Raw genomic sequence first — 25,876 nt, forward strand, 5'->3', positions numbered from 1 at the left:
TTCTTCCATTGCAGGAATATCAATTGCCTCAAAGATGTTGAATTTGCCGGAGAAATAAAAAAGGGCGCTTCCCTGTACAGAAAGCGCCCTTTTTTGTGGCGATCAAAGGTAGCAAACCGTATTATAAGGAGTACCGTAAGGTAATACCATACGTACGCTGATCGCCCAGTACGGCTGCATAATGCCCGGCATTGCCAGCTGCAGGCAGCAGTTGCTCGTAGTAATTCTTATCCAGAATGTTACGGCCCCATACGAAAATGGTAAAGCCTTCATACGCCTTAAAGCCCAGTCTGGCATTCAGCAGCGCATAGCCATCTATGTTCAGGTAGGCAGAAGGTGAAGGACTGGAGGAAAATTCAGAACGGTAATAAGCATCTGCTCCCAGGAAAAAGCGGCCCGACTGGCCGAACAGCGATCCGGTTTTAGAAGTAAGTTCACCACCCAGCGAGCCTGCCCATTTGGAAATACCTGGCAGTCTGCCGCCCGATATATCTTTAAAGGCGCTGGGCGAGCCGGTTTCTTCCAGTGGTACGGGTGCATTTTTAAACGATACATATTTGCCATCTGTATAGGCTACGGCGGTGTATATATTCACATAATCGCTCAGTCTGGCGTTCGCATCCAGTTCCACACCCAGTACACGCACTTTTTCTGCATTGGCCAGGTAGCCGCGGTTTACGCCTACTTCGGCAGTTTGTACCTGCGTCTGGTAGTCTTTAATATCGGTATGGTGGAAGGTAAGGTTGGCGGTTATGTTTTCAGTGGGTGATGTTTTAATACCTACTTCTGCATGTTTTACATACTCGGGGTTAATACGGGCCAGCTCTGTCATAACCTTTCCGCCGGAAGTAGGCAGACCACCCAGGTTTACGCCAATGGGTTTGTAGCTGGTGGAGTAAGTGGCAAAGGCATTCAGGTGTTTGCTGGCTTTATAGGCAAGCGTTAACTGACCAGAAAAATTGCTTTCGTCCACGTTGGTATTAAAGGCCTGGTTGCTATATACCTTGTTTTTAAGTGCCACCAGTTTGGGGTCGGTAGTTTGCAGGCCTCCGTAGGTTTGGCGGTTGTAATCCACTTCCTTTTTATCGTAGTTGTAACGGATGCCCGGCAACAGGTGTAACTTATCGGTAATAGCCCAGTCTGCCTGCGCAAACACAGCACCACCAAAGGTTTTGAGTCTGGAATAGGTTTTAATGCCATAGCCGTCAAACAGTCCCGGTGTTTTCCATAACGAAGTAGTATCATCCTGCGAAAAACGCCATTGGGCATTGCCGGATTCTTCCACATGGAAGGGATCTGTCAGCAAATCCTGGCTGATAGCGAAAGCACCTATTACACCACTTACGTTTTTAGATACATTACCTGCATAGCGCAGTTCCTGCGTCCATTGCTTGTGTTTGGAAGTGGCTTGTGATAGTGACAGTACTGCCAGGCCGGTAAAGTCGCGGTCGTTAGATGGGTCCCAGTTCCAGTAACGCCAGGCGGTAGTAGAGGTTAAGGTACCCTCTCCTATTTTGGCATCAATGTTCAGCGATACGCCACCCAGCTTGTTGCCGGAGCGCCAGGTGGTGTTATGGTCTACCAGGCGGTCAAAAGCATTCTCGCTGGGCAGTTTGTAATTCAGATCTGCAATAATCTGTCTGAACTGGCGGTAAGCTGCTCTTTTAGTAGGTACTATACCGGCTACCACCTGTGCATACCCTTCCGGACGTTGCTGAGAGGCATCGCCTGCCAGCGTAATTTTGATTTTATCTGTAGGGGTAAACAGTAACTGGCCACGTACCCCCAGGTTGTTCAGATCGTTGATATATTTCTGGCTGGCGGTATTATAAATTACCCCATCACGCTGGGTACCGGAGAAGGATATTCTGCCTGCCAGTTTGCGGCTTAAAGGGCCTGTTACCGAAGCCTTGGCCTGTATAAACCCAAAGTTGCCATAGCTTAACTCGGCACTGGCACCGGATTTAAAGGAAGGCCCTTTGGTGGTAATGTTAAATGCACCTGCGGTAGTGTTTTTACCAAACAGCGTACCCTGTGGGCCGCGCAATACCTCTATCTGTTCTATATCTATAAAGTCAAGCGTGGTAGCGGCAGGGCGCGCATAATACACACCATCCACATAAAAGCCTACACCGGGGTCAATACCATCGTTGGTAAGGCCAAAGGTAGAACCCAGTCCGCGTATGTTTAATGTAGTGTTACGCGGGTTGGAAGAATACAGCTGTACGGTAGGTACCAGCTCTTTCAGGCGGTTTACGTTAAAAGCACCTGCATCTGCGGCCTGTGCCCCACCTACCACAGAAATAGGAATGGGTACGTCCTGTGCGGTTTCACTACGGCGGCGGGAGGTGATTACCACTTCTGTAAGCCGGTTATCATGTATCAGCGTAAACAAAGGGCTGGCCTGCGTGTTGGTAACAACGGCTTCCAGCTGTTTGTAGCCCACACTGCTGATGCGTAAAATATAAGGCGGTTCTTTGGCCGATGTAATACTGAACCTGCCGGTGCTGTCAGCCACGGCGTAGGTTTTAGATCCTTTAATTTGTACAGTGGCATTGGCAACCGGTTTTCCTTCTGCCGTTTTAACGGTTCCTGTAATCGTTTGCTGGGCAAAAGTTGTAGCTGTTGATAGCAGCATAAGCATTACTAAATGTAATGTCCTTCTCATAAGAATGTTTTTGATTGGTTTGGTGAACAGGTGATTTATAGAATCAACACACGGTTTTACAGCTGCAACAACAGCAGCAGATAAAAGAGCGGTATGTGTTGAGGTTGGAGATCATTAGTCTACTGTATGTGTAGACAAATATAGTTATCCTGTTGATAGTTCAAAAGAAATATGACGACTTTAGAAATAATAAGTTGTAATTTGCTGATAGATAGTGTACTAAGAATCCGGTAAATAATCTCCACCGGTATGTAAATAATTACATTATCTTTAATATACCGTCAACCTATGAAAGGCAATCGTTCCTTTCCATTATCCAATATATTATGAGAATCCGTAACCGGTTAGCCGGACGATGATAGTTTTTTATTACTGTAAATATTGGAGCCTTATGAACACGAATCATGCACAAACGGACGAATTGCTTGTTGAATCCGAAGCTGAATATTACGTTAAAAAGCATTGGCGCTCAACGCCTGAAGACTTCTGCGTTTTTATTGTAATGCTATATGCCACCAATAATTACTCTTACCTGGCATTGAATCTCTCAGATCCTGCTAATCAGGCCCATCGCAATGATGTTGAGAAGTACGCAGAAGTGTTTATGGAAATGTTTAAAGTGGATTTAAGTCCCTACGCCGGCTTTTCGGATGCGCTGGATAAATGCAGCTTCCGCGAAAGATTAATACAGGTGTGCGAATATCAGGTAAGTTTATCGGATGGAATTATAGAAACATCCATTCAGCCTAAACCTGGCGAAGCACTTGTTTCCGACCTGTTGGAAACCATCCGGTGGTGGAGATTGCGTCTGGAATATTTATCAGATATGTAAATAGAAATAAAAAACCGGTGATATCACCGGTTTTTTTGTTTTAGATAAGCACGTTCTTCTTTGGTAAGTATACCTGCATACACTTTTTGAAATGCAGCTGCTATACCTGTAGCGGGAGTATCTGTGCTGGCAATAAAAGCTTCTATACCGTTTACAGTATCTTCTACTGCGTGCGTAAATCTTCATCATCCACAGGAAACCCCACATCGTACATGCCATGATCAAACCAAAGTGTGTCCTGCCCATTGGTTAAACCGCCTATATAACTGTCTGTACCTTTTTTTGTGAAATTTTCGCCCAGCCTGATGGAGTGGTTAACTGAAAACTGACGAAATCGAGCGTTTTATCAGATGCTTCCGGGGCCTCGCAGGCTGCTACTGACAGTAGCAACAGAATAACGGGCAAGGTAATGAATGCTTTCACGGTAATATTTTAAAGGTGGGTAGTTAAAGGTAACAAAAATGCAGCGGGTAATAGTGTTGATTACTTAATTTACAAAACAAAACCCAATGACCCGCTTTCGCCGCTTTTATATATGCGCCATTACCGTTGCACTGTGCGCTTCTGCCTGCAACACTTCTGCACAAAATAAACCCGCGCGAACTTCACAAACGGAGGCAGTTTTCCCGGGTGGTCAATTGGCTTTTCGCCGTTTTGCAGATACGATTATTGATACACTTATGAGAGTTGATATAGACAGTGTACCGCCAGAAGCTTTTCATTTTACAGCCAATGTTTCTGTGGACAGTTTGGGCGTTGTAACGGCTGTGGAAATTCAGGCTCCCATCAGAGAGGGGGTGAAAAAATATATAGCGGAGCTGTTTAAGAAAACACCCCGATGGCAACCAGCCTTAGCCTATGGGAGGCCTGTTGCCAGTGTATGGAAATGGCACCCCAGGATTTGTTTTGCGGAAGAATAGTTTTTACTTTATGAGTATTAATAATATTGATAAACTATTGGTTGGATAAATCTGAAATGACTGCTATTACACCTATCAACCTTGCGGGTATATCTCTTACAGGTCTTTCTGTAGGCGATGCTTTGGGAGAAACCTTTTTTGGCCCCGAAGCAGAAATAAATGCCCGTATACAGGAAAGAAGATTGCAGCCAGGTGATTGGTTGTATACCGATGATACCGTTATGGGTATTGGTATATACAATGTATTATCGGCCTATGGCCACATTGATCAGAATGCGCTGGCTAAGGAATTTGCAGATAATTATCTGCTGGATAACTACCGTGGTTATGGCGGTACCGCTCACTCTATTTTACGGGGTATTGCTGAAGGGCAGCATTGGAAGCAGGTAAGCAGCAATGTGTTTGATGGTATGGGTTCTATGGGTAATGGAGCTGCTATGCGTTCGGGACTCATAGGGGCTTACTTTTATAACGATACCAGGCAGGTGATTGAGCAGGCCCGGCTGGCGGCTGAGGTTACGCATTATCATAGTGAGGCTGTTGCTGGTGCCATTAGTGTAGCGCTGGCTGCATGTATCTGTGCCAGGAAAGGTATTAATAGAGAGAGATTGCCACCGGCAACACTATATGATTTTGTAATAAGTCATACACCGGAAAGTGAGGTAAAGCGGCTGATAAAAAAAGCAGCTACCCTACCCGCGGATTACGATATCAGAACCATTGTTGCTGTTTTAGGAAACGGACTGCGATTGACAGCACAGGACACCGTTCCTTTTGCGATATGGTGTATAGCCAATAATTCAGGCTCTTATTCCGAAGCTATCTGGAAGGGCATCAGTGGACTGGGCGACAGAGATACTATTGGTGCTATCATTGGCAGTGTTGTAGTGTTAAGTGCTGGTGCAGCAACTATTCCGGAGCAATGGTTGCTACAGACAGAGAAGTTTGGTAGTTCCATTTTTTCAAAACAAAAGTGATCCGTAATGGAGAATATTGAAATGACTTACTATACCTCACTTTTACCGGATGAATGGTTCTAAAGAAAAAAGTGGATGCACCAGTTACCTGATTCATCCACCTTGTAGCTTTTGCCCGTGTATATTATCTACCTGATTTCTTAAACACACTCACTTCTCCCCCAACACTCACCTGTGCAATTACTTTCTGGTTGCCATTTACCAGTGATACGTAATAGTTGGTGCCCTCGGTGCTGTGGTCCATTTCAATTACTTCTTTAGTGGTATAATCACTGAACTTTTCTGTAATGTAGCGTTGCGCGCGCAGCGGCAGGCTTTGAGTGCTTATTTCCCGGCTTATGGCTACCTGCTCACCTGATGTGTTATAAAAAGCCTGCATACGTGTACTGTCCGATACAAAGCTGATGCTCACCAGCTCTCCTGTTGTTTTGTAATGTACGTTGGTGGCGCCTGGGTAAGCGGCTTTAAATAAGCTGGTTGCTTTATCGTTGTTGTCTGCTGCAAAGGCAGTGCTTGCTAAGGTAATTACGGTGATGGCGGCGATGATGAACTTTTTCATAATAGTAAGTTTAATGTTTTTGCGTTTATAGAATAGATAAGTCCAACGGAATGCCAATACGCCATGCCAGTGATAAGTGATTGGTTGTCAGATGTAAGTATGGGGCCTTGTGAAGTGTACACTGTTCGTTAATGAACAGCTTCTGTGCGGTTGCGGTGCATGTTGCGTGTGTTTGGTATAAAGAACATTGGTGGCCGGTGAGCTTTTTTCATCACCTGATAGCTTTTTCAGCCACCGGGAATACTTCCCCGATTGTTGAGGAAGATTATTCTGCGCCAGGAAAGTCAAACCCTGCTACCGGGGAATTTTCCCCGATTATTGAGGAAGTGTTTTCTGCGGCTGGGTAAACTTCCCTGATTACTGAGGAAGTGTTTTCTGCGACTGGGTAAACTTCCCCGATTACGGAGGAAGTGTTTTCTGTGGCCGGGCAGTCTTCCCCGATTAGCGGGGAAGTATTTTCTGCGACTGGGCAAACTTCCCCGATTACGGAGGAAGTGTTTTCTGTGGCCGGGCAGTCTTCCCCGGTTAGCGGGGAAGTGTTTTCTTCGACCGGGTAAACTTCCCCGATTGTTGAGGAAGTATTTTCTATGGCCGGGCAGTCTTCCCCGATTGTTGAGGAAGTGTTTTCTGTGGCGGGATAGTTCTTTTCCGGCGGCAGGCAAGTGTGCAGCGACAATTGTTACATGTGCGGGAAAAAAGCGCAGATGTACCCGAAAGCGTTGCACATCTGCGCGATTTATTATCAGATGTGCGGAGTAATATTTGACACGTTCGCAAAATAATATCAGGTGTGCTCAACAGTGATCACATCTGCCCGGTTTGTTGTCAGTTGCGCGTAGTTTGTTGGCACATGTGCGCGGAAAAATTTCAGAGGTGCCGGAAATTATTCTGCTGTTACTTCCAGCCGGTAACCTCTGCCGTGTACGTTTACCAGCTTTACCTGAATATCCTGCTGCAGATGCTTGCGGAGTTTAGAAACATACATATCCAGGCTGCGTCCTGTTATTACCCCTTCTTCCTCCCATCCTTCTTTTTGTAACTGATCGCGGCTGATCAGTTGATTTAAGTGTCTGGCAAATATGCCCAACAGCTTGCTTTCTTTGCTGGTTAGTGGTATTTCCTGTTGCTGATATTGCAGGCGTTGCTGTTCTGGATAAAAAGCGTAAGCGCCTATGCTTACCGGAGCTTCTGTGGAAGCGGCTTCGGGAGTGTCAGCTACGTGTGCGGGCTGTTTTTGTCTCCGTTTGTACCACATACCAAGGCCGGTAAGTGCTATCAGGGAAGCGCCGGCGCCCCAGAGCATTTTGTTTTGTACCCGCGCCGGTGGTTCGGAAAAGAGAATTTGTATCTGATAGCAGTCAGCAGGCTGTTTGCGGTTGCTGCAGGGTGATGGCATGTTGCTGACCCCTTTGGCAAAACCGTAAACCACTTCACGGTTATTGCAGGCCAATACATTTACCACATATTGGGCAGGCAGGGTGCCGCCGGTTGCCAGGTTGCGGCTTACAATGGCTATCAGCGTATCAGGGTGAAAAGAGAACGGACTTTCAAAACTGATGCGAAATTCATTGTCTGCTACCTGCTGCACGGGTAGTACCCGTGAGGTGTCGTCGCCAGCCGCCAGCAGTAACTGATGACCAATCTGCCGCATAATAATACCTGCCGCTGCGTTGCCGAATGGCGACCGTGCAGTACGGCCATACCCGTTGCTGTAACAAAAGGTGGCAAACAAAGCCAGTATTACTATTAAATGTCGCCGATACATCATATTGTGAAATTAGGCAGTTCCTTTCAGCGGAAATACTGTAACCTGTTCATTTACAAAGATTTTACAACCCGTTTACAGTCTTTTTACCGCCCATTGAACCGGTAAGTCTGCCCGGCTTTTTAAGTTTGGGCAAAACATCGGTTATGTATAAAATTATGATTTTATCCGCCACCATACTCCTTGGCGGTTTTGTGGTGCTAAAGGCTACACGCAAAGCACCGGCAGCACCTGTTGATCATCACAAAACGAAATCCTTATCTGGTCAGCCTGCAGGAAATTCGGCCTGGCAGCTACTGCCGCAAGCCAGTGAAATACAGTGGAAAGCCTCGTATATAACCGGTGGTGGTCACCAGGGTACCATTGGGTTGCTGGGTGGCACTCTACAGACCGGTAACTTTCAGCTGATCACGGGCGGACGATTTGTGATAGACATGAACAGCATCCGCAGCACCGATTTGCCTGATGAAAACGGAGGTAAAGATTTAGACCAACACCTGAAATCGGACGATTTTTTTGCTACCGGCCGTTTCCCCACTGCTACCTTCGCGGTTAGCGGCAGCACTCCGTTTGTACCCGCCAATATTACCGGTAACCTGTCTCTGAAAGGCGTATCGCAACCGCTGACTGTTCCGTTTGTATGGCATGTGCAGAATGATACGCTGATTGTTCAGGCGAATCTGACGATTGACAGAACACAATGGGGCATCAACTACCACTCCGAAGGAATATTAAGTGCGGTGAAAGATGGGGTTATTTCCAATAAGGTAGATCTGGTGCTGCAGCTGCGGTTTGGCAGAATGAAAGCGGGGGATGGTTGTTAAAACAAAAATGTATGGCAAGGGGTGTATTAACAAAGAGACAGGCTGCCCCAAAAGCAGCCTGTACAATACAGAAAAACATTGCTATTACTGTTACTTAGTTAATTTCAATCGTGCCATGTTCATAACTTTCAATAAAAGGGCCTACGTTAAAAAAAGCAGTTCCTCTCACCACATAGCCCGGTTCTGCACCAAAAACCGGTGTTTCTACTTTCACGGTAATACGATATAGGAACTCTCGTTTACAGGCTACAACTCCGTAACCGTGTCCAATTTCAAAAACTGTCTTATTGTCGGCAGCTTTCACTCCTGAACCTGGTATTAAGCCGCCTTCATTCCAATTGCCTTGTTCTACGTCGTTGGTAAAAACATACGAAACGTTTCCATGGCTTAACCGCCAGTTCACATTGTTCGTTACATCTAACAATCGTATTCCGGAATTGTCTGGCCCGGATGATTTCATGCAACGTACGTAAGAGAACCCCTTGTTATTGGCCTGATCCCAATAAAAAGGACTGTGATTGTTTACGGAATCACGTACACTTGTACCATATTGGGCGTGAAACTGCTTAAGGAATGCCGCTTCCTGTGCCTTCGTTTGTTCAGGGGTACTTCTCACCGCATCAATAGCCTGCAAGGTAGTTTCCAGTTCCTCCAGATTGGCGGCTTCCAACGTTACTTCCCGTACTTCCAGCCCCGAATCGGCAGGGTCGCCAACCTTTCTGAAATTATATTTTTCAAATAAGCTTGCTACCGTTGGTTTATCTGTGTTGTCAGCTGATGATTGTTCTTTGTTACAGGCTACCATAGACAGGAGGCCTGCTATCACCAGCAGGTGTTTTACTTTTTTCATTCTTAAGTTGTTTAGGTAGATGTCTTTTTATTCTTTTACAGACATCAGAATCAATGCACCACAGAGCAGGCAACTCATTGCCACCCCGAGATAGTAAAATTGTAAATAGATAGGGTGATGACTAGTCAGAGTAATCTGGTCTGTTAACTGAATTTTGTTACTGTTTAACTCCATTCCGTAAATAGCTGCCGCCAACCCTAAAAGAAGTAAGGTGCAGGAAATCAGTAGTTTAACTTTTCGCAAAGCGCTCATAAGTAATGTTGTTTGGTTAGACAATGTTTTTCGTAGTTGTATATACACCTGGAAACGTGGAATTATCCCATAATCTCTCAGATTATCTGAAAAAAATGGCTGATGCCTGAGCAGGCACGGGCAATATGGTATGGCAGCGGAAGATAAGAACTGGTGTTGCAGCTGCGGTTTGGCAGAATGAAAGCGGGTGACGGTTGCTAAAAAACAAAGGAGCGTTTGCCCCTGTTTTAGCGTACAGCTTTTAATACAATCAGTGTATCTGCAGGCGAACCGGTGTTGGTATTGGCTACCACTGACAAGGTATCGTTGTTATAATGCCAGGTGCCGCAGGTATGAAAAGCACTGGTGATAGCAGCACCTTCCGGGGTGTTGCACAGCTCATCCGGCGATTCTTGCTGCCACTCGATCAACAGCGGATTGTGAAATTTTATGGTATTGTTCTGCTTTAATAAGAAATAGGTGTTATAGTGCTTTCCTGTGCTACTTTTTATAAAAAGGGGGCCGCTTATTTTTACATACGCTTCACCGCCCTCGTACAGGAAAAAAACCTGGTAACGGGTGCTGCTATCTGTGTAGCGGTAAACGGTGTTATTTTCCTGCCGTAGTAGCTGTAATTGCCAGTTTTTACGCAGCATTCGTTTTTCTGCTGCTGTAGCGTGATAAACATTCGCTACGCGACTGGCACAGCTGGTTGTTAGTATCAGTAGAAAAAGCCAATATTTGTTATGCATATATGCTTGGGGTATGCTTTAAGGGGTTATTGTTTCAATTTGACGGTAAAACGCATAGCTCGTTTAAAATCATCATAATAGGAATCAAATTTAAGTTGGTATAAGTAACTGGTAGTGAGAAATTGAAAAAACATTCTATTTCACTAGAACCCTCTTGTCCGTTAATATTACACAGGCTTTATCGTCAAAGTTGCAAGAGCCCTGATTCTGGAGGCTGATAGTCCAATGGTAAAAAAGACAAGTATGGGTTGCACCCCGAAGCATACTTGTATTGGGAGGGTTGAAGCTATTGTTTTTCATCTAAAAGCAGATATGTATCCATAATTCACCACAATATCAAGTGTATTTACATTAAGATTGGCCAATATTTGATAGAGATAAGCAAATGTCTTTCTTTTTGAAGGGTAATTATTTGTAGCCAATTTTAAGTGAAGTGTGGTGTCAGGTTATGGTATTCTATGCTTATACTAATAGATTTAATGGAAATGTGAAGAGTAATGTTTGCTTGATTTTACATGGGTTTAATTCGTTTCAAGTTATTAAGTTGGCTAAAAATAGAATTGTTCGATGATGAAATATTGATTCTTGTGAATGTGTTTGTGAGAAAAAGTTTAAATTATGCTTTTTTTGTAATAAAAGATTGGCTGCCTGTTTTCTCAACAGCTATTCGATTAATGTTATTATATATGGCAAAGGAGTCTTGGTATATTAACGAGTCGGAACTTGATGACTATCAGATCAGAATTGTAAGAAGAAACCTAAATAGTTCTTTTATCGTTAAAGGATGTGCAGGGAGCGGGAAAACAGTATTGGCACTTTGGCGTGCAAAAGAATTGGCCGAACAGGGGAACAAAGATTATCTTGTAATTGTGTTTACCAAAGCATTAAAGCAGTTTATCGAAGATGGTATTAACACAATTGGTATTGATGGGGCAAAGGTTTTATACCATTGGGAGTGGGAGCATCGGATGAAGCCTAGAGCTGAATATATTATTGTTGATGAGGTGCAGGACTTCGATATAGATGAGTTAAAGGAATTACGAAAAGCGGCCAAAAAGAACTTTATTCTTTTTGGAGATTCTGCACAACAGTTGTATAAGTACTTAGACAGGAAAGGACAGTTATTAACCATGGAAGAGATTCAGGTGTTGACTGGAATTCCAATGGAAAATTTGGTGATTAATCATAGGCTTCCAAAGAAAATAGCCAAGGTTGCAGAGCAGGTTACTTTGTCAACGGACCCTCTCGTTGATCGTTGTAAAAAGGAAGGTGTAAGTAAGCCGAGGTTGATTGAGTGCTCAAATTTTGAGGATGAACTTTCCTATATTAGAGAAGTTGTTACTGCACAGAAATATACTGATGTAGGTGTTCTTTTTCCCAATAATCAAGATGTAAAAAAAGCCAAAGATTATTTCGATAAAACAGGATGGGGTGTAGAGGCTAAATATCGCATTGACGGAAATGATACAATTAGTTTGAACTTCAAAACTGACAACCCTAAGCTTATGACTTATCATAGTGCAAAGGGATTGCAGTTTGAAGTGACATTTGTTCCAAAATGTTCTGTAGTTGGAGAGACAGAGAGAAATCCGCTGTATGTGGCGTTGACGAGGAGTTACAGAGATTTGTTTATTTCTTACTCAAATAAATTATCTCCCTTCATTGAAGGGGTTGATCGGGCATTATTTGAATTTCACGACGAAAAAAAGAAAAGTACATTAGGTGATTTGCCTTTTTAGATATGAAAACATATATTCCATTTAACTCTAATGATTTCAATAGTGTTTTTACTACACTTTCGATATCTCCTGCCGTTTTTTATAATAATAGAGGATTTAGTTATAAAAGATCTAGTGTATGTTTGCTGAGCCCCAATCCTAAATTTCTCTTGGGGTTTGATTTGCCGGTTTTTCATTTAAAAAAAAATGATTGGGATGAAGGGGTCCCTTTATTGTTGGAAGTTGATTTGGATTTAGGTGAATTTGATTGTAGGCTAGATAATCATGGATTTAGATATAAAGCTATTAATAGAACTATTTTTCTTGTCGCTTCCTTTAAGGTGCTATTTCGGGCCCAACAGGAGCTGGATGAGGTTTTTGCTAGATCGTTAAAAAGTATTGAGGCTAAATATGTTGATTATGCAAAGACGAATTCGCAAGTTGCCAAGGACTTTATATCAATAGAGAATATCCCCGATTTTTTTTATCCTAAAGAGAATAATAATCTCACAGAGGCCTATTTTTATAATGAACGATTTGTAGATCGAATGTTTGGTGCTGTTTTGGGCGGTTTGATAGGTTGCCTGAATTCTTTACCTGCAAGCTGGATGGATATAAGTAAGTTATTGCGTGAGCTGAATAATAAACTTGCTATTTATGTAAACAGATTAAATGGGGCTAATGAAGTAGATAAGGATTCGCTTTTTATTCTAACCTCTGAATTTTATGCCAAGTGGCAAAAAGTAGAAACCTTAGAGACTACAATATTGTTGTCTTCAAATATGTCCACTGAAGATATTGATAGAGTAAAATCTCTGAGTGTTTTAGGTGTTTCAGTTTTTGAACTTTTGATACAGGGACTGGTTGTAGGCCAGCTGAAAGAATTGCCTGTTTCTCTTTTAATTAAAAGACTTGAATTAGCGATTAAGGCTAAGTATAATAGCAGATTTCCTGTTAGCTATATTGAAAAATTGGATAGAGCTTTGTCTGATTTAAATAGCTCAATTGAGGGCGAGATTGATAAATTTAAGGATAGTAACCTGTTCTGTTCTAATATCATAAGATTTACGAAAAGCGATAGCAGAGGTGTTGGTATTATATTAAATACAGATTTTGGTTTTGTTGAAGGTGAATATCTTAAAGAAACTGTACTATTTTTTTTGCGCTTCGACGGTATTGTAAATGTTGATGCGTTTTTTAGCGACAGAAGAGGTGTGTTAATTGAGTTGGCAAATCATTTCAAGAAAAATATAGCAGACTTTGATGATTCTGAGGAAAGAAAATATCTGCTTCGTCTGATGAAATCTTTTGAGTCTTTGAGGGATGGATTTAATATTACAAGTATTGACAACGAGGTGCTAAGAGTTTTAGGGATATTGTTTACTTCGGGACGAGATTTGTCACATTTTATTGACAATCTAGAAAGTGAGTTGATTTCAAACTTGGGAGCCGCGTTGTGTATTTGGGGGACTGTTTATGGTGCTGCCAGTTTACCCAAAACTTTAATGAAAGGTTTGGGTGATAATATTGCGAATACTAGGATTTTGATTGATGGATTTGCTGCTATTATAAAAGATTTCACTTTAGAAACAAGTGATTCTTCGGATAGTACTCACACTTTTGTCCGTTTTGTAGGACCTTCTCTTACTGAAGATAGTTTTACAGAGAAGGATGATTCGAATAATAATAATGAGAGTCCCGTAGCTGGCGATGTCGGGAAGTTCTCAGAAGCAGAGCTAATGATTTTAGATATTGTTGCTTTGAATAAAAGATTGTCTTTGTCTGAATTAAAGAAAAGATGCGGTAAGGTAGTGAAATCTCAGTCAGACCTTGAAGATGTTATACTGAATGAGCTGAATCTATATATAAAGATAGAAAAAGAAGGAGGGAAAAAAGTCGCAGTTTATAAATCGGGGACTACGGATAGTTAGATATCTTTTGATTGGTGTGAGTTAGCTGATTTGCTATTTAATCTGTATGGTTAATTATTTTATTGGGGACAGTACTAAAATATAAGAGTGTAAACTTTTAATCGGGGGTGATGGGTTGTTTCTAGGAAATAAGTTTTTAACTGTCGGGTTGCTAGAGTTTTGGTTTTTGGGTACGTTGTTGTTCAAGAGACTCGGAGATGTTTGCTATAATTTCAATGAATTCGGATATTTTCTGCTTATATTCTGATTTTTCTGAGTCTGGGTTAGTGAGCCATTCTAATACTTTTTCTACCAATTCTCCCTTTTTTGTTTGCCTTTTGAGGCGGTCTTTTTCTGCCCTAATTTTATCTATATGGTTTTGGAATGGTGATGGATAATAGTCTTCTAAGCAATTGTTTTTTAAATTGATAAAATGTTCTGGATTCCAACTTTTGTATCTTTCTTTTAGTTTTTCAATTGCATTTAAGCCTGCAGAGTCCCCGTCTGTTATTACCCAAACCCGATTCTCATATATAGAACTGGTATGTAGGAATAGAAACAGATTGTTTAAGTCTTTAAATTTTGATTCTACATCGGCGGCTCCTTGAGAAGCTATGGTTCTGATTTTGCCTTTTAGGTTGGGAAAATAGAATGGGATCAGGTATTCTCGGAAAAATCTTTCGGCTGTTGATTCCTCAAATATAATATAGGCAGAATACATTTCAAAATCATGAAAGTCATAGCCTAACAACTCTAGCACCTTTTTTCTTTCTGAAACGGAATTGTCAATTGCCTTAATTACTGATGTGTTTAAATTATGGAATTGATCGTTATGTTCAATAGCTTCGATGCAGAAAATTTTTGAATCCGGAACGGATCCAAGATATTTAAGAGTTATATTAGAATGCGTGGATATGATGAATTGATTTCTTGCTGATTTTTCAACTATTAAATTTAGGAGCTTTTTCAATACTTGAGGGTGCAGGTCGTTTTCTAATTCTTCAATTAAGAAGACTTTACCTTCTTCTGTTAATAGTATTATTATTAGCCCAAGTATATTGATAACGCCTTCTCCCATTGACTCAATCGGAATAGTTTTGTTGTTTCCTGCATATATACCAAGTTTTGATTCATTGTTTTCTCCTGGAATAATTGCTATATCGAAGCCCATCAATTCCTTACATAGAGTTTGAAACTTTTCTCTAAACCTATAATTGTTGGATGTTTTTAATACTTTCGCAGCTAAGTTTTGAAAATCTTCATAAATCGCAAATGTGTTTGTTTTGCCGAATTGAGTTCCTGAATAGTTTCTCTTTCTTTTGGCAAAAAACGGATAAAAGAGATTTTGCTTTTCTTCAGAGTTTGGCAGTGAAATAAATTCTCGTGTGAACGGACGTTCATTATTATTTACAGAGTTGTAATCTTTTAAAGTCAAAGGAGATTGGGTTTCTTGTTCTGTTATCATGCTAGATGAGCTGCCAAATATAGAAATAGAGAATTTTACATAAGCGTGTTCTGTTTTTGAATTGAGCATTTGCTTTGTATGTGAAAATGTTGCATGGTCTTCTACCGAAATATCCTTAATATTTAGAAGGATTTCCAGATAGGATTCATTTATTCTAATGTCGGATTGATCTATACTATATTCTTGTTGTAATCGATAAATTGCTTTAATTATTGATGATTTTCCCGAGTTATTCACACCAGTTATGATGTTTATTCCCTTAGAAAAATCCAAATGTGCTTCAGTAAAACATCTGAAGTTATTGAGTTGCAAAGACTTTATATGCATTTGTTTAGAGTATAGAAGCTAAGATAAAATTACGAATTGGATTTATAGGTAGAGCCTTTAGGTTGATCTAAATTTCGTAAATCTAGCTTGGTTGTTTTATTCCGTACTTCCGTATCAAAATCCCCCACATTCCTATCATTCCCCGCTCCTCCGCACCCCTTAACTTTGCACCGTAAAACAAAATCATCCGTCTATGAACAATTTTGAGTTATATAACCCTACGCGGTTAGTATTCGGCGAGGGACAGATTGCTAAACTGAAAGACCTGGTGCCTAAGCAGGCGCGGGTTATTATGGTATATGGCGGTGGCAGTATTTTTAAGAACGGGATTTATGAGCAGGTGAAAGCGGCGCTGGAAGGTTTTACGGTTACGGAATTTGGGGGTATTGAAGCCAACCCGCATTATGAAACACTGATGAAAGCGGTGGAACTGATCCGCAGCGAAAAGCTGGATTTTATTCTGGCTGTGGGTGGTGGTTCGGTTATTGACGGGGCTAAGTTTATTTCAGCGGCGGTGCATTTTGAGGGCGATACCAAAGAGATTCTGTACAAGCGAATGTCAATCCGCGAAAATGCAGTGCCTTTTGGTTCGGTGCTCACGATTCCGGCTACGGGTAGTGAAATGAATTCCGGATCGGTAGTTACCATTGCGGCTACGCAGGAGAAACTGCCTTTTGGCGGCCCGGCATTGTTTCCGGTGTTTTCTATCTGCGACCCTAAAGTGATTATATCTCTGCCGAAAAGGCAACTCCAGAATGGCGTGGTAGATGCATTTACGCATGTGATGGAGCAGTACCTCACCTACCCTGCTGATGCGTATTTACAGGATCGTTTTTCAGAAGGTATTCTGCAAACCCTGGTGGAGATAGGCCCTAAGGTGGTGGAGCAGCCAGACAACTACACCCTGGCGGCCAACTTTATGTGGAGTTGCACCATGGCGCTGAACGGATTGATCCAGAAAGGTGTACCAACCGACTGGGCTACGCATATGATTGGCCATGAATTGACCGCGCTATATGGCATAGATCATGCCCGTACGCTGGCTATTATTGCCCCTAACCTGTACAAAGTGCTGTTTAGTGCTAAGAAGGAAAAGCTGGCGCAATACGGCCGCAGGGTATGGAATATTCAGGGTGATGATACAGAAACGATTGCCCGGGAGGCTATCCGCAAAACGGAGGAGTTTCTGGATATAATGGGTATGGATAGAAAGCTGGCTAATCACACTCCTGATTATGCGCAAACGGCAGATATTATAGTAAAGCGTTTTGAGGCCCGTGGATGGGTTAAACTGGGCGAAAATGGTATTGTTACACCCGATAAGGTGAAGGAGATTGTAGAATTGAGTTATAACGGTTCATAATTATTAGTGCGTCAGGCTATTGTTTCAATTTTACTATTTTTATAATAAATAGAATGGTTATGGAACAAATGCCTGGCGCTTACTTTCGTACTACCGATCAACGGAAGATAGCCAAACGGTGCGGGCATGGCTGCGTTATATGCGGGCAGCTGATTACAGGTTATTACCACACCAGAGAAAATGCCGGTACCCGTTATGGCAGGGTTGAAGCGGCTGCTACCGTATTGTTATGCACTCAGCACTGGCGACAGCTGCGGGCGGGTATTCTTACTCAGAAGCAGTTGGAAGCTGCTATTAATGCTCCTTATAATTTACAAAAAAGTAAAGCGGTAATAAAGCCGCTCACTGCTGCTACAAACAGCCTGTCGGTAACATTGGGACATATTATGTTTTATGTCAACTATGACTTTACCCATACTATAGAATCAATAATTCATAGTGTTAATAACACTTCCTACACTTATAATGGCGGCAACAATCTGTACCCGCTAACCGTAGACGAAACAAAGCTGTTGGCCATAAACATACTGGATAAACGCATCAGCTTTAGCCTGATGCTGTATAATGATTATAATGAGTTGCTGCTGAACCTGAACAGGAATATAGTCAATTACGTTGCGGATAATATAGACTGCCGTATAAGCGGAGAAACACTTACTGTTACACAGGCTGATACGGAACTGCTACAGCTACAGTATAACAAAGAAGAGGCGGGTTTAACATTTAACCATGCTCATTTTCAACTGAACGGTGTGCAGTGTGTTGTGAGTGACGGCATTTTGTTGGTTAACGGCGCTCAACTGTCTGTTACAACAGAAGAACTTTGTAAGCCTACTCCATTTGGGATAGTTATTGGCGCAAAACAGGAGTTTACTCCCTGCGTAACGCATCTGGAAAAAATAAGCAGGGTACACACGGCCACTATTTAGTTTATCCGGTACCATACGGCATCACAACCACAATCAGCCTTCCGCCTGCCTGCCGTCATTCCCCGCCGGCGGCGTGCCAGCTAGTTTTACGCCATAAAACAATCTACTATGGCAGTTGAACATGTATACGATGTAACCGTTACCTGGCAGCACGACAGAAAGGGAATTATGCAATCTTCTGCATTGAATAAAACGGTGGAGGTGGCTACTCCGCCGGAATTTGCCAAAGGCATGGCCGGTATCTGGTCGCCGGAGCATCTGCTGGTAGCAGCAGTAAACAGTTGTCTTATGACCACCTTTCTGGCTATTGCCGAAAACTTTAATCTGGAGTATGTATCGTTTACCTCTCACGGTACAGGTAAGCTGGCAATGGTGGATGGTAAGTATATGATCAGTGAAATTACTTTAACGCCGGAAGTGGTGATTACAGAAGAAAATGCACGCGATAAGGCGGAAAAAGTATTGGTAAAGTCTGAAAAAGCCTGTCTTATTTCCAACTCTGTAAAGTCGGCCATTCATTTTCATCCGGTAATTATCGTACAAAGCGAAGTGCCGGTTCAGGCCTGATAGTGTAACAGCAATCAATTTTAGCGCTGATGTAGAAACTGCTGTTAAAACAGTATTACCTCACAGTTTATTATACTATATATGGATTCATTGACAACAGATCCGGGCATGGCTTTCTGGGCCGGGCTAAGCCTGCTGGTTTTTGGCTTTGGTAGTTTTTTAATGCTTGTTACCCAGCGCATTCTAAAAATGAGGGTAAAGGCTAATCGTATTCACTGATACCAGATTATATGCTGCCTGTAACAACATAAAGGTGCGGTTGCAGGCAGTGTTTTTTAGTTTACACCTATTGCATTCTTTTCTATACGGCTTAATGCTTCTGCGTAAAAAAGTATCACCATCCCGCAGTTTTGTATAACGCCCCTCCCCGGCTATTCCTGTAATTTTGCTCTGATTACTGCCGTAATCGCAAAAACGAGGTGTTATGGAGCATTATGAGCAACTGGATCATCTGTTACGGAATCAGGGCTATCCGCCGCCGGAAAACCCCATGCTGGGTGTAGTACGCTGTAATGGCAGCTGCGGCACCGGCACAAGGGTGTTTACGGGCGATTTCTATATCATCAGTATGAAGAAGATGAAGTCGGGCAGTATTACTTATGGCCGTACGCGTTATGATAATAATGGTGGTTCACTATACTTTGTAAAGCCGCAACAGCAGGTGATAATGAAGGATGTGGAGTTGGAAGAAGGTGGTTTTTCCATTTACATACGGGAAGATTACCTGTTTGGTCACCCTCTGCACAGCGAGATTAAGAAGTATCATTATTTTGAATATGAGATAAACGAGGCACTGCACCTCTCACCCTCCGAAGAAAAAGCTATCTGGGATCTGTTTGAGAAAATTGAAACCGAGTATCATAACAATCAGGATGAGTACACCCGACAGATCATTCTCACGCATCTGGATGCAATACTGAAATACTCTCAACGATACTACAAACGGCAGTTTTTGAACCGGGCTGAGTTATCAGGCCATACGGTTACCCGTTTTAATCGTTTGCTGAACGAGTATATGGAAAGCGGTGAAATGGAAAAGCAGGGTACACCTTCCGTAAAATGCATGGCAGATCACCTGCATGTAAGCCCCCGGTACCTGAGCGATCTGCTGAAAACAGAAACCGGTAAAACCGCACAGGAACTGATACACCTGTTTCTGATAAACGAGGCTAAAAACGTTCTGGCAGGCACCGGTAAAACGGTTTCTGAAATCGCCTATAGTCTGGGTTTTGAGAACCTTCCTTACTTTTCGCGGTTATTTAAAAAGCAGGTGGGTAAAACGCCTGTGGAGTATCGGAACTCATTGAATTAAGTAAAAAGTGAAAATTTAAAAGTAAAAAAATATGGCGCTGTTAGATGATTTGAATTGGCGTTACGCTGCCAAAGCGTACGACCCCGCTAAGAAAGTAAAGGATGAAGACCTGAATAAAATACTGGAAGCAGCACGGCTGGCCCCTACCTCCAGCGGTTTACAACAGTTTAGGGTGCTGGTGGTAACCAATCAGGCTATTAAAGAAAAACTGAGCGCGTACGCACTCAATCCCGAAGTAATGCGCGATTGCTCGCACGTACTGGTTTTTGCCGCGTGGAATAATTATACCAGCGAGCGTATTGATACCATTTACGACCGCATGACGGAGGAAAGAGGATTGCCACAAGGGCGCTTTAGCAGCTACACTGATAAAATAAAAGGCATTTACCTGAACCAGACCGCAGAAGAAAACTTTATTCATACTGCCCGCCAGAGTTACATTGCTTTTGCTATGGCTATGGCACAGGCTGCAGAACTGCGTATTGACAGTACTCCTGCAGAAGGCTTTGACAATGCTATGGTAGATGAAGTGTTAGACTTGCATGCGAAGGGATTGAAAAGCGTAACCCTGCTGTATCTGGGATATCGCGATGCGGAGAAAGACTGGCTGGCACCGATGAAAAAAGTGCGAAACCAGATGGATGAGTTTGTGATATATGTGGATTAGTTAAAACTTTCCCCGTCTGGTGGAAACTGGCGGGGGATTTGTTTTATTTCCAATATCGTAAACTTTCTTCCTGTTTGCGTTTCTCCTCCGCCCCCTTCTGCCCCCACCTTTGCGCCCTAACCCTTTAAATAATAACACAAGATGTTACCAAAAAAGCTATGGGCACTGTTACTCGCCTGCCTGTGCACTACTGCTATGTTTGCCCAGGAGGGCGTTATCTCCGGTAGTGTAAAAACCAAATCAGGAATGGCAGTTGCATTTCCCGTTATCAGTATTGCAGAAAAGAAATTGACTATTGTTGGTAATGATACCGGCTATTTCCGTTTCAGTAAGCTGGCCTATGGTACTTACACCCTTTCAGTTAGTTACCTGGGAGAAGTGTTATATACACAGCAGGTTACCCTAAACGGGGCTGAACAGGCGCTAAGCCTGCAGGTAGTGCATACCACCCACACGATGGATGAGGTAAAGATTATCGGCGTTAAACCGGTAATTGCCCGCCAGAGTGATTATGTAGGTAAAATGCCGCTGAACAATATGGAGAATGCGCAGGTATATACCGGCATTAGCAGCACGCTTATTACCCAGCAGAAAATATACAATATGGATGATGTGGTGCGTAATGCGCCGGGTATTAATAAAAGCAACGACGGCTGGCCGGGCAGTTTAATGTATGGTGGCGTTACTTATGTAAGCCGCGGATTCAGCACCGAAGTACGTGCATTAAACGGATTGGCTTCTAATGTGGTAATGCCTTCTGACGTGCAGAACCTTTCTAAAATTGAAGTAATTAAAGGGCCCTCTGCTACCCTGTTTGGAAGTGTGATAACCTCTTACGGTGGTTTAATTAACCGCGTAACCAAAAAGCCTTACGAAGAATTCAGCGTGGCGGTAGATGCCGCTGCGGGTTCGTATAACTTTCAGCGCCTGGGTTTGGATGCCAACATGCCCATCAACAAAGAGAAAACCTTTCTGGCCAGGTTAAACGTGGCTACCAGCAATCAGGGCAATTTTACCGATAATGGTGGTTATTATAAAAACACGCTACTGGCACCTGCTTTTACCTATAAGCTGAACGATAAGGTAAAGATTGACCTGAGCAGTGAAATATACAGCACTAAAACAGCCGGTGGCAGCATGGGCGTTATATTCACGTTGTTACCCAGTGCTGTAAAGCAATACACCGCACAGATATTGAGTGGAATGGGTTTGCCTGCTGCCAATATCAACGCTATTGTAAACCAGATGCCTTCTACGGTGAAAGAGGCGTTTGGTACAGAGAATGTAAACGAGTTTGGGCTGGACAGGTTCCGGTCATTTATGAACAAGAACATGACTGCCAACAGCCAGGCCATGAATCTGAATGCAACGGTTACTTATAAGCTGAGTCCGCAGTGGACTTCTACTACTTCAGCGCTGTATGTATCCGGCAGTGACGAAGGCTACGAAGGCCGTTTTATCTTACTGCCCAATGTGGTTCAGGCTTTGCTTACCAGTCTGCCTACCGGTAACATCAGCTTTGGTACACCGGGTGCGGATTATCTGGGCCGTAACTCCCGCAAGTTTGAGTCATCGCTCAGCACCCATCAGATTCAGCAGAACTTTACAGGCGATTTTCATATTGGTCAGCTGCGCAACAGAATGGTAATTGGGCTGGATTATTACCACTACAACAGCAGCTCGTACTGGCGCAACTTTAACGGTACCCTGTTTACGGTGCCTTTCGAAAACTTTTTTGATGTAGTGAAGCTGAAAGGCAATGCTCCTAACTACTACGATTTTGAGAAAAACCGGTTGGATAATCTGTTTGAAACCAAACAGATTGGCACATACGATTACGGAACCAAAAACAATATTTACAGTGCTTTTGTAAACGATGTGCTGAATCTTACCGGTAACCTGTTTCTGAACGCCGGTTTACGCTTTGACCGCTTTGTGGCTAAAGGTCGCTATGATGGTATTAACGATGAATGGACAGAAGGTTTTAATCAGAATGCACTGGCGCCTAAATTTGGCGTGGTGTACCAGCCGGTGGCCAACAAATTGAGTGTATTTGCCAACTACCAAACCGGCTTCCGTAATGTAAATGGTACAGATGAAAAGGGAAGCGCTTTTAAACCTGAGCAGTCTTACCAATGGGAAACCGGTGTAAAATATGCGCTGTTCAATGGCAACTTTACCGGTACTTTCAGCTACTATAATATCACGGTTAATGATATTGTACGCAACAACCCCAACAACATCTTCTTCAGCATACAGGATGGTACGCAAAAAAGCAAAGGTTTTGAGGCAGAAATACTGGGTAATCCCACGCCTCAGTTTAACGTTATGTTAGGTTATGCCTATAATAACAGTAAATATGTACGTGCCGATGCATCGGTAGATGGCCTGCGCCCTATAACTGCCGGCCCTTACCATCAGGGTAACATATGGCTGCATTATCATTTCAAAGAAAAAACCTTCCTGAACAACTTCAGTATTGGAGCAGGTGGTAACTATGTAGGTAGAACCTGGGCCATGAACCTGAAACCAGATGGTGCTTTTTATGTACCGGCTTACACGCTGGTAAACGCCAAAATATCTTACGACCGTAATAACTACTCTTTAACCATGCGGGTAAACAACCTGCTGGATGAAGATATCTGGACCGGTAGCTCCAGCATACGCCCCCAGATGCCAAGGCAGTTTGTAGGTAGTGTGGCTATTAAGTTTTAACGGCTGCTTTTGCAGATAAAGCCGGGTGTGTTTGAGTAAGGCACACCCGGCTTTTTTACTTTATTTTCTGTTGCAGATCACTCACCTGCTTTTTCAGCGTTTCCATATCCTTATTCTGCTGAATAATATACAGGGTTAATTCTTCTATCTTTTTCAGTAACAGTGCCTGATTGGCTGCCAGTTCTACCCCTTCTTTTTCCACGGTGGTGGCAGCGGGTACTTCCGGTAAATGTTTATTGGCTTGTATGTAAGCCTCTACCTGCGTCAGCGGAGATAAGCGGTAAGCAGAATCGAATACATAATCGGGCCAGTTGGTTTGTGTTACGGTTATCTTACGGGTTTTGATATTGCCATCAACTGCCAGATTTTTGGGATTATTAATAGCCCCTATTTTCACGTCACCTGTAATGTTACCACCTGCAACAGGAAAATAATTGGCGGGGTTAAGATTGCCGTTGTGCCATATCTGTTTCCAATCGCTCCAGTTATCCTGAAACTGCGTTCTGAAGTAAAGGTGATTATTATAGTTGGTCATGCCATTTATCAATTGCATTCCATAACGGTTGCCATCGGATTCACCATTTCGGTGCCGCACGTTAATGATGTTCCACCAAACGGTATTATCTCCTACGGGTGCATCTAGCTGCCCATTTATAGAGCCCAGAAAAGTGCGGCTGGTAAGAGTACTCATGTTTGCAGGAGGCTGAACGCCTGCCCGCGCAAAATTACCTTCTGTTCCCATGTTAGCAGTAGTTAATACAGTTGCTTCCGTACCCGCATCACTTTTCAGTTTCAGGCTCAGTCCGCCATCTGCATATAAGTAGGTTGCAAACCGGCCCAGGGCATGAAACCCGTATCCGGGTCTTGCTCCGCCATCGTACTGAATAGTCTGCACCGCAGCCTGAAAGTTGCCGGTTTGATAGCTGGTAGCACCCAGGGGGGTAGCAGTGTAGGCAGTTACATTGGTGCTGAAGCGTCCACTACCTGCTACATCAAGCGCCACAGACGGCGCCGCTATTCCAATACCCAGTCTTTTGGCAAAGTATCCCTGGCCATCTGCTCTCACATAAAAGGTGTTTGTGCCGCTGCCAGCTGTAGAGTTGGTGCCGTGGTAGCCTGAGTAGAAATAAACATTATCGGGATAGCTGGCATCTGTTTTTGCGTAAAATACCGCTCCATAGGGATAGTTAAAGCCATACCCGGTACCTATTTGTCTGCCGGTAAACATTGCTCCGCCAGCAGGGGTTTCTACGGTGATAAACTTGTCGGTACTGGATCCCTTTTGCGTTACATCGTAAAGGCTGTAGGGCGATTGGCCGTAAGCAAATGCGGCAGGCAATACCAGTAGTGAAAAAAGTCGTAGTTTGTTTTTCATTATTTTGAGTTTAGGTGAATACGCATGCAAGTTATATCCGTTAACGATTATAAAGTAAAATCTCTTGCCTGAAAGGCAAGCCGTTTGCCAATATGCTGTAGATAATTTCTACCTGGGAAAACCTTATTCTTGCGGGTAGAATTTATAACTTCCGTCTTTTATGACCAGACTGTTACTTCTGTTTTTTCCCATTGTATTTCTCGCCGGGTTTTTTATTGCCATCCTGGCGGAACAGCGGAAAGGAATAGCCAAAATGTTGATAGCCGTTGCCAGCGTTTTCATTTTTCTGTCTATGATACTGGCCCTTATGCCGGATATAAAGACGTTTATATGGCTGAACAACTTTGTACTGCTGGTTGCCTGGGTAGCCGCTTTTGCTACCGCTATTAAATATTTCCGCAGCAGGCCGCAGGAAAGGTGGAGGGCCTTTGGCATCAGCTGCTTGTTAATATTGGCAATGACACTGTTTACAGTAGGTAATCAGCATGTACAGGATCAGTTGAGTGAGTTGTTTTGCTCCTATGTAGGTTGTGAAGATGAGAAGGCGGAACTGGTAGCTACTGATTTCTTTTTTATAGATGAGCGGCTGGATTCGGTAAGTACATTGTCAAAAGGCGAAAAATATAACCTGATTATTATAGACTCTTTTTACAAGGCCCATACTTCTGATCTGATAAAACTTGTACCGGGTTTTAGCGCTATGAAGGATGATTCGGTGAAGGTTTTAACGCTTAGCCTTTGGCAGAAGGGCAGGAAAACAGAAACGCTCGATACCTGTGTTACAGAAGCTGATGAGTTGCTGGAAGAGTTTGACCGTTTTACCGGTTTAAATAATCCGAAGTATACTTCACTGGAAGAGTTAAGACAGGAACTGAATTATGCCACACATGATGAATTTAATGCGGCTGATCTGGGGCAGTACGGACTTAAATATCAGTTTATGATACCGCAGAAAAGCCGTTTGACGGGAGAGTATGCCATGCAATTGGAATTTGTATTCAAAAGTGGCAAGCGGATAGCGAAACAACGGAAGATTATAATTAATTAAGTAAGCGTATAAAGTTAGCTGCCAGTCCCGGATACTGTAGTTGTTTCGTTATCAGAAAGCAAAAAAAGCGGGCGTATCAATCTATGACACACCCGCTTTCTC

The 25,876-nt window shown here is 43.0% G+C and carries 20 protein-coding genes; 13 read left to right on the top strand and 7 right to left on the bottom strand.

Annotated features, from left to right (window positions below; all coding sequences use genetic code 11):
- Positions 1-121: 121 nt before the first annotated feature.
- Positions 122-2,668, bottom strand: a complete 2,547-nt coding sequence (locus IEY13_RS15970) for a TonB-dependent receptor (RefSeq protein ID WP_188953867.1) — start codon at positions 2,666-2,668, stop codon at positions 122-124.
- 391 nt (positions 2,669-3,059) lie between these two features.
- Here IEY13_RS15970 and IEY13_RS15975 point away from each other — a divergent pair, with 391 nt between their 5' ends.
- The 3 genes from IEY13_RS15975 to IEY13_RS15985 all read left to right on the top strand — a co-directional run bounded on the left by IEY13_RS15975 (position 3,060) and on the right by IEY13_RS15985 (position 5,397).
- Entirely contained in the window at positions 3,060-3,500 is a 441-nt protein-coding gene (locus tag IEY13_RS15975) for a hypothetical protein (protein ID WP_188953869.1), read from the top strand.
- Positions 3,501-4,009: 509 nt separating this feature from the next.
- Positions 4,010-4,420, top strand: a complete 411-nt coding sequence (locus IEY13_RS15980; RefSeq protein ID WP_188953871.1) for a hypothetical protein — start codon at positions 4,010-4,012, stop codon at positions 4,418-4,420.
- A 41-nt stretch (positions 4,421-4,461) separates the two neighbouring features.
- On the top strand, positions 4,462-5,397 hold the full coding sequence (locus IEY13_RS15985; RefSeq protein ID WP_188953873.1) for an ADP-ribosylglycohydrolase family protein: 936 nt from the start codon (positions 4,462-4,464) through the stop codon (positions 5,395-5,397).
- A 124-nt stretch (positions 5,398-5,521) separates the two neighbouring features.
- Here the strand turns inward: IEY13_RS15985 and IEY13_RS15990 are convergent, their stop codons facing one another.
- Both IEY13_RS15990 and IEY13_RS15995 read right to left on the bottom strand, forming a co-directional pair.
- Positions 5,522-5,956 carry a hypothetical protein gene (locus IEY13_RS15990; protein WP_188953875.1) on the bottom strand — a complete coding sequence of 145 codons (435 nt, stop codon included), beginning with the start codon at positions 5,954-5,956 and terminating at the stop codon, positions 5,522-5,524.
- 883 nt (positions 5,957-6,839) lie between these two features.
- Positions 6,840-7,724, bottom strand: coding sequence for a helix-turn-helix domain-containing protein (locus tag IEY13_RS15995; protein ID WP_188953878.1), 885 nt, complete (start codon positions 7,722-7,724; stop codon positions 6,840-6,842).
- 143 nt (positions 7,725-7,867) lie between these two features.
- Here IEY13_RS15995 and IEY13_RS16000 point away from each other — a divergent pair, with 143 nt between their 5' ends.
- Positions 7,868-8,545: a YceI family protein gene (locus tag IEY13_RS16000; protein WP_188953880.1), complete on the top strand. Its 678-nt coding sequence runs from the start codon at positions 7,868-7,870 to the stop codon at positions 8,543-8,545.
- Positions 8,546-8,639: 94 nt separating this feature from the next.
- Here IEY13_RS16000 and IEY13_RS16005 read toward each other — a convergent pair whose 3' ends face one another.
- Together IEY13_RS16005 and IEY13_RS16010 are read right to left on the bottom strand one after the other, a co-directional pair.
- A complete protein-coding gene (locus IEY13_RS16005) occupies positions 8,640-9,395 on the bottom strand; it encodes a hypothetical protein (protein ID WP_188953881.1) in 756 nt (251 codons plus the stop codon).
- A gap of 479 nt (positions 9,396-9,874) precedes the next feature.
- On the bottom strand, positions 9,875-10,378 hold the full coding sequence (locus IEY13_RS16010; protein WP_188953883.1) for a hypothetical protein: 504 nt from the start codon (positions 10,376-10,378) through the stop codon (positions 9,875-9,877).
- 515 nt (positions 10,379-10,893) lie between these two features.
- Here IEY13_RS16010 and IEY13_RS16015 point away from each other — a divergent pair.
- Entirely contained in the window at positions 10,894-12,117 is a 1,224-nt protein-coding gene (locus IEY13_RS16015; protein WP_188953885.1) for an AAA family ATPase, read from the top strand.
- 2 nt (positions 12,118-12,119) lie between these two features.
- Positions 12,120-14,027, top strand: a complete 1,908-nt coding sequence (locus IEY13_RS16020) for a hypothetical protein (RefSeq protein WP_188953887.1) — start codon at positions 12,120-12,122, stop codon at positions 14,025-14,027.
- A 151-nt stretch (positions 14,028-14,178) separates the two neighbouring features.
- On the opposite strand, the gene IEY13_RS16025 is transcribed toward IEY13_RS16020, so the two are convergent.
- Positions 14,179-15,798, bottom strand: a complete 1,620-nt coding sequence (locus tag IEY13_RS16025; protein ID WP_188953889.1) for an ATP-dependent nuclease — start codon at positions 15,796-15,798, stop codon at positions 14,179-14,181.
- A 193-nt stretch (positions 15,799-15,991) separates the two neighbouring features.
- On the opposite strand from IEY13_RS16025, the gene IEY13_RS16030 reads away from it, so the two are divergent.
- The 6 genes from IEY13_RS16030 (at position 15,992) to IEY13_RS16055 (ending at position 23,351) form a co-directional block, all read left to right on the top strand.
- Positions 15,992-17,161: an iron-containing alcohol dehydrogenase gene (locus IEY13_RS16030; RefSeq protein ID WP_188953891.1), complete on the top strand. Its 1,170-nt coding sequence runs from the start codon at positions 15,992-15,994 to the stop codon at positions 17,159-17,161.
- 59 nt (positions 17,162-17,220) lie between these two features.
- Entirely contained in the window at positions 17,221-18,090 is an 870-nt protein-coding gene (locus IEY13_RS16035; RefSeq protein ID WP_188953893.1) for a hypothetical protein, read from the top strand.
- A 108-nt stretch (positions 18,091-18,198) separates the two neighbouring features.
- Positions 18,199-18,657 carry an OsmC family protein gene (locus tag IEY13_RS16040; RefSeq protein ID WP_188953895.1) on the top strand — a complete coding sequence of 153 codons (459 nt, stop codon included), beginning with the start codon at positions 18,199-18,201 and terminating at the stop codon, positions 18,655-18,657.
- A 424-nt stretch (positions 18,658-19,081) separates the two neighbouring features.
- Positions 19,082-19,969 (top strand): helix-turn-helix domain-containing protein, encoded by an 888-nt coding sequence (locus IEY13_RS16045; protein WP_188953897.1) that lies wholly within the window; start codon positions 19,082-19,084, stop codon positions 19,967-19,969.
- A 31-nt stretch (positions 19,970-20,000) separates the two neighbouring features.
- Positions 20,001-20,636 carry a nitroreductase family protein gene (locus tag IEY13_RS16050; protein ID WP_188953899.1) on the top strand — a complete coding sequence of 212 codons (636 nt, stop codon included), beginning with the start codon at positions 20,001-20,003 and terminating at the stop codon, positions 20,634-20,636.
- Between the two features lie 141 nt (positions 20,637-20,777).
- Positions 20,778-23,351: a TonB-dependent receptor domain-containing protein gene (locus IEY13_RS16055; protein WP_188953901.1), complete on the top strand. Its 2,574-nt coding sequence runs from the start codon at positions 20,778-20,780 to the stop codon at positions 23,349-23,351.
- A 55-nt stretch (positions 23,352-23,406) separates the two neighbouring features.
- Here IEY13_RS16055 and IEY13_RS16060 read toward each other — a convergent pair whose 3' ends face one another.
- A complete protein-coding gene (locus tag IEY13_RS16060) occupies positions 23,407-24,726 on the bottom strand; it encodes a hypothetical protein (RefSeq protein ID WP_188953903.1) in 1,320 nt (439 codons plus the stop codon).
- Positions 24,727-24,886: 160 nt separating this feature from the next.
- Here IEY13_RS16060 and IEY13_RS16065 point away from each other — a divergent pair, with 160 nt between their 5' ends.
- Positions 24,887-25,774, top strand: coding sequence for a hypothetical protein (locus IEY13_RS16065; RefSeq protein ID WP_188953905.1), 888 nt, complete (start codon positions 24,887-24,889; stop codon positions 25,772-25,774).
- The last annotated feature ends 102 nt before the right edge of the window (positions 25,775-25,876 follow it).

Origin of the sequence: Filimonas zeae, from assembly GCF_014641615.1 — a bacterium.
Lineage (GTDB): Bacteria > Bacteroidota > Bacteroidia > Chitinophagales > Chitinophagaceae > Filimonas > Filimonas zeae.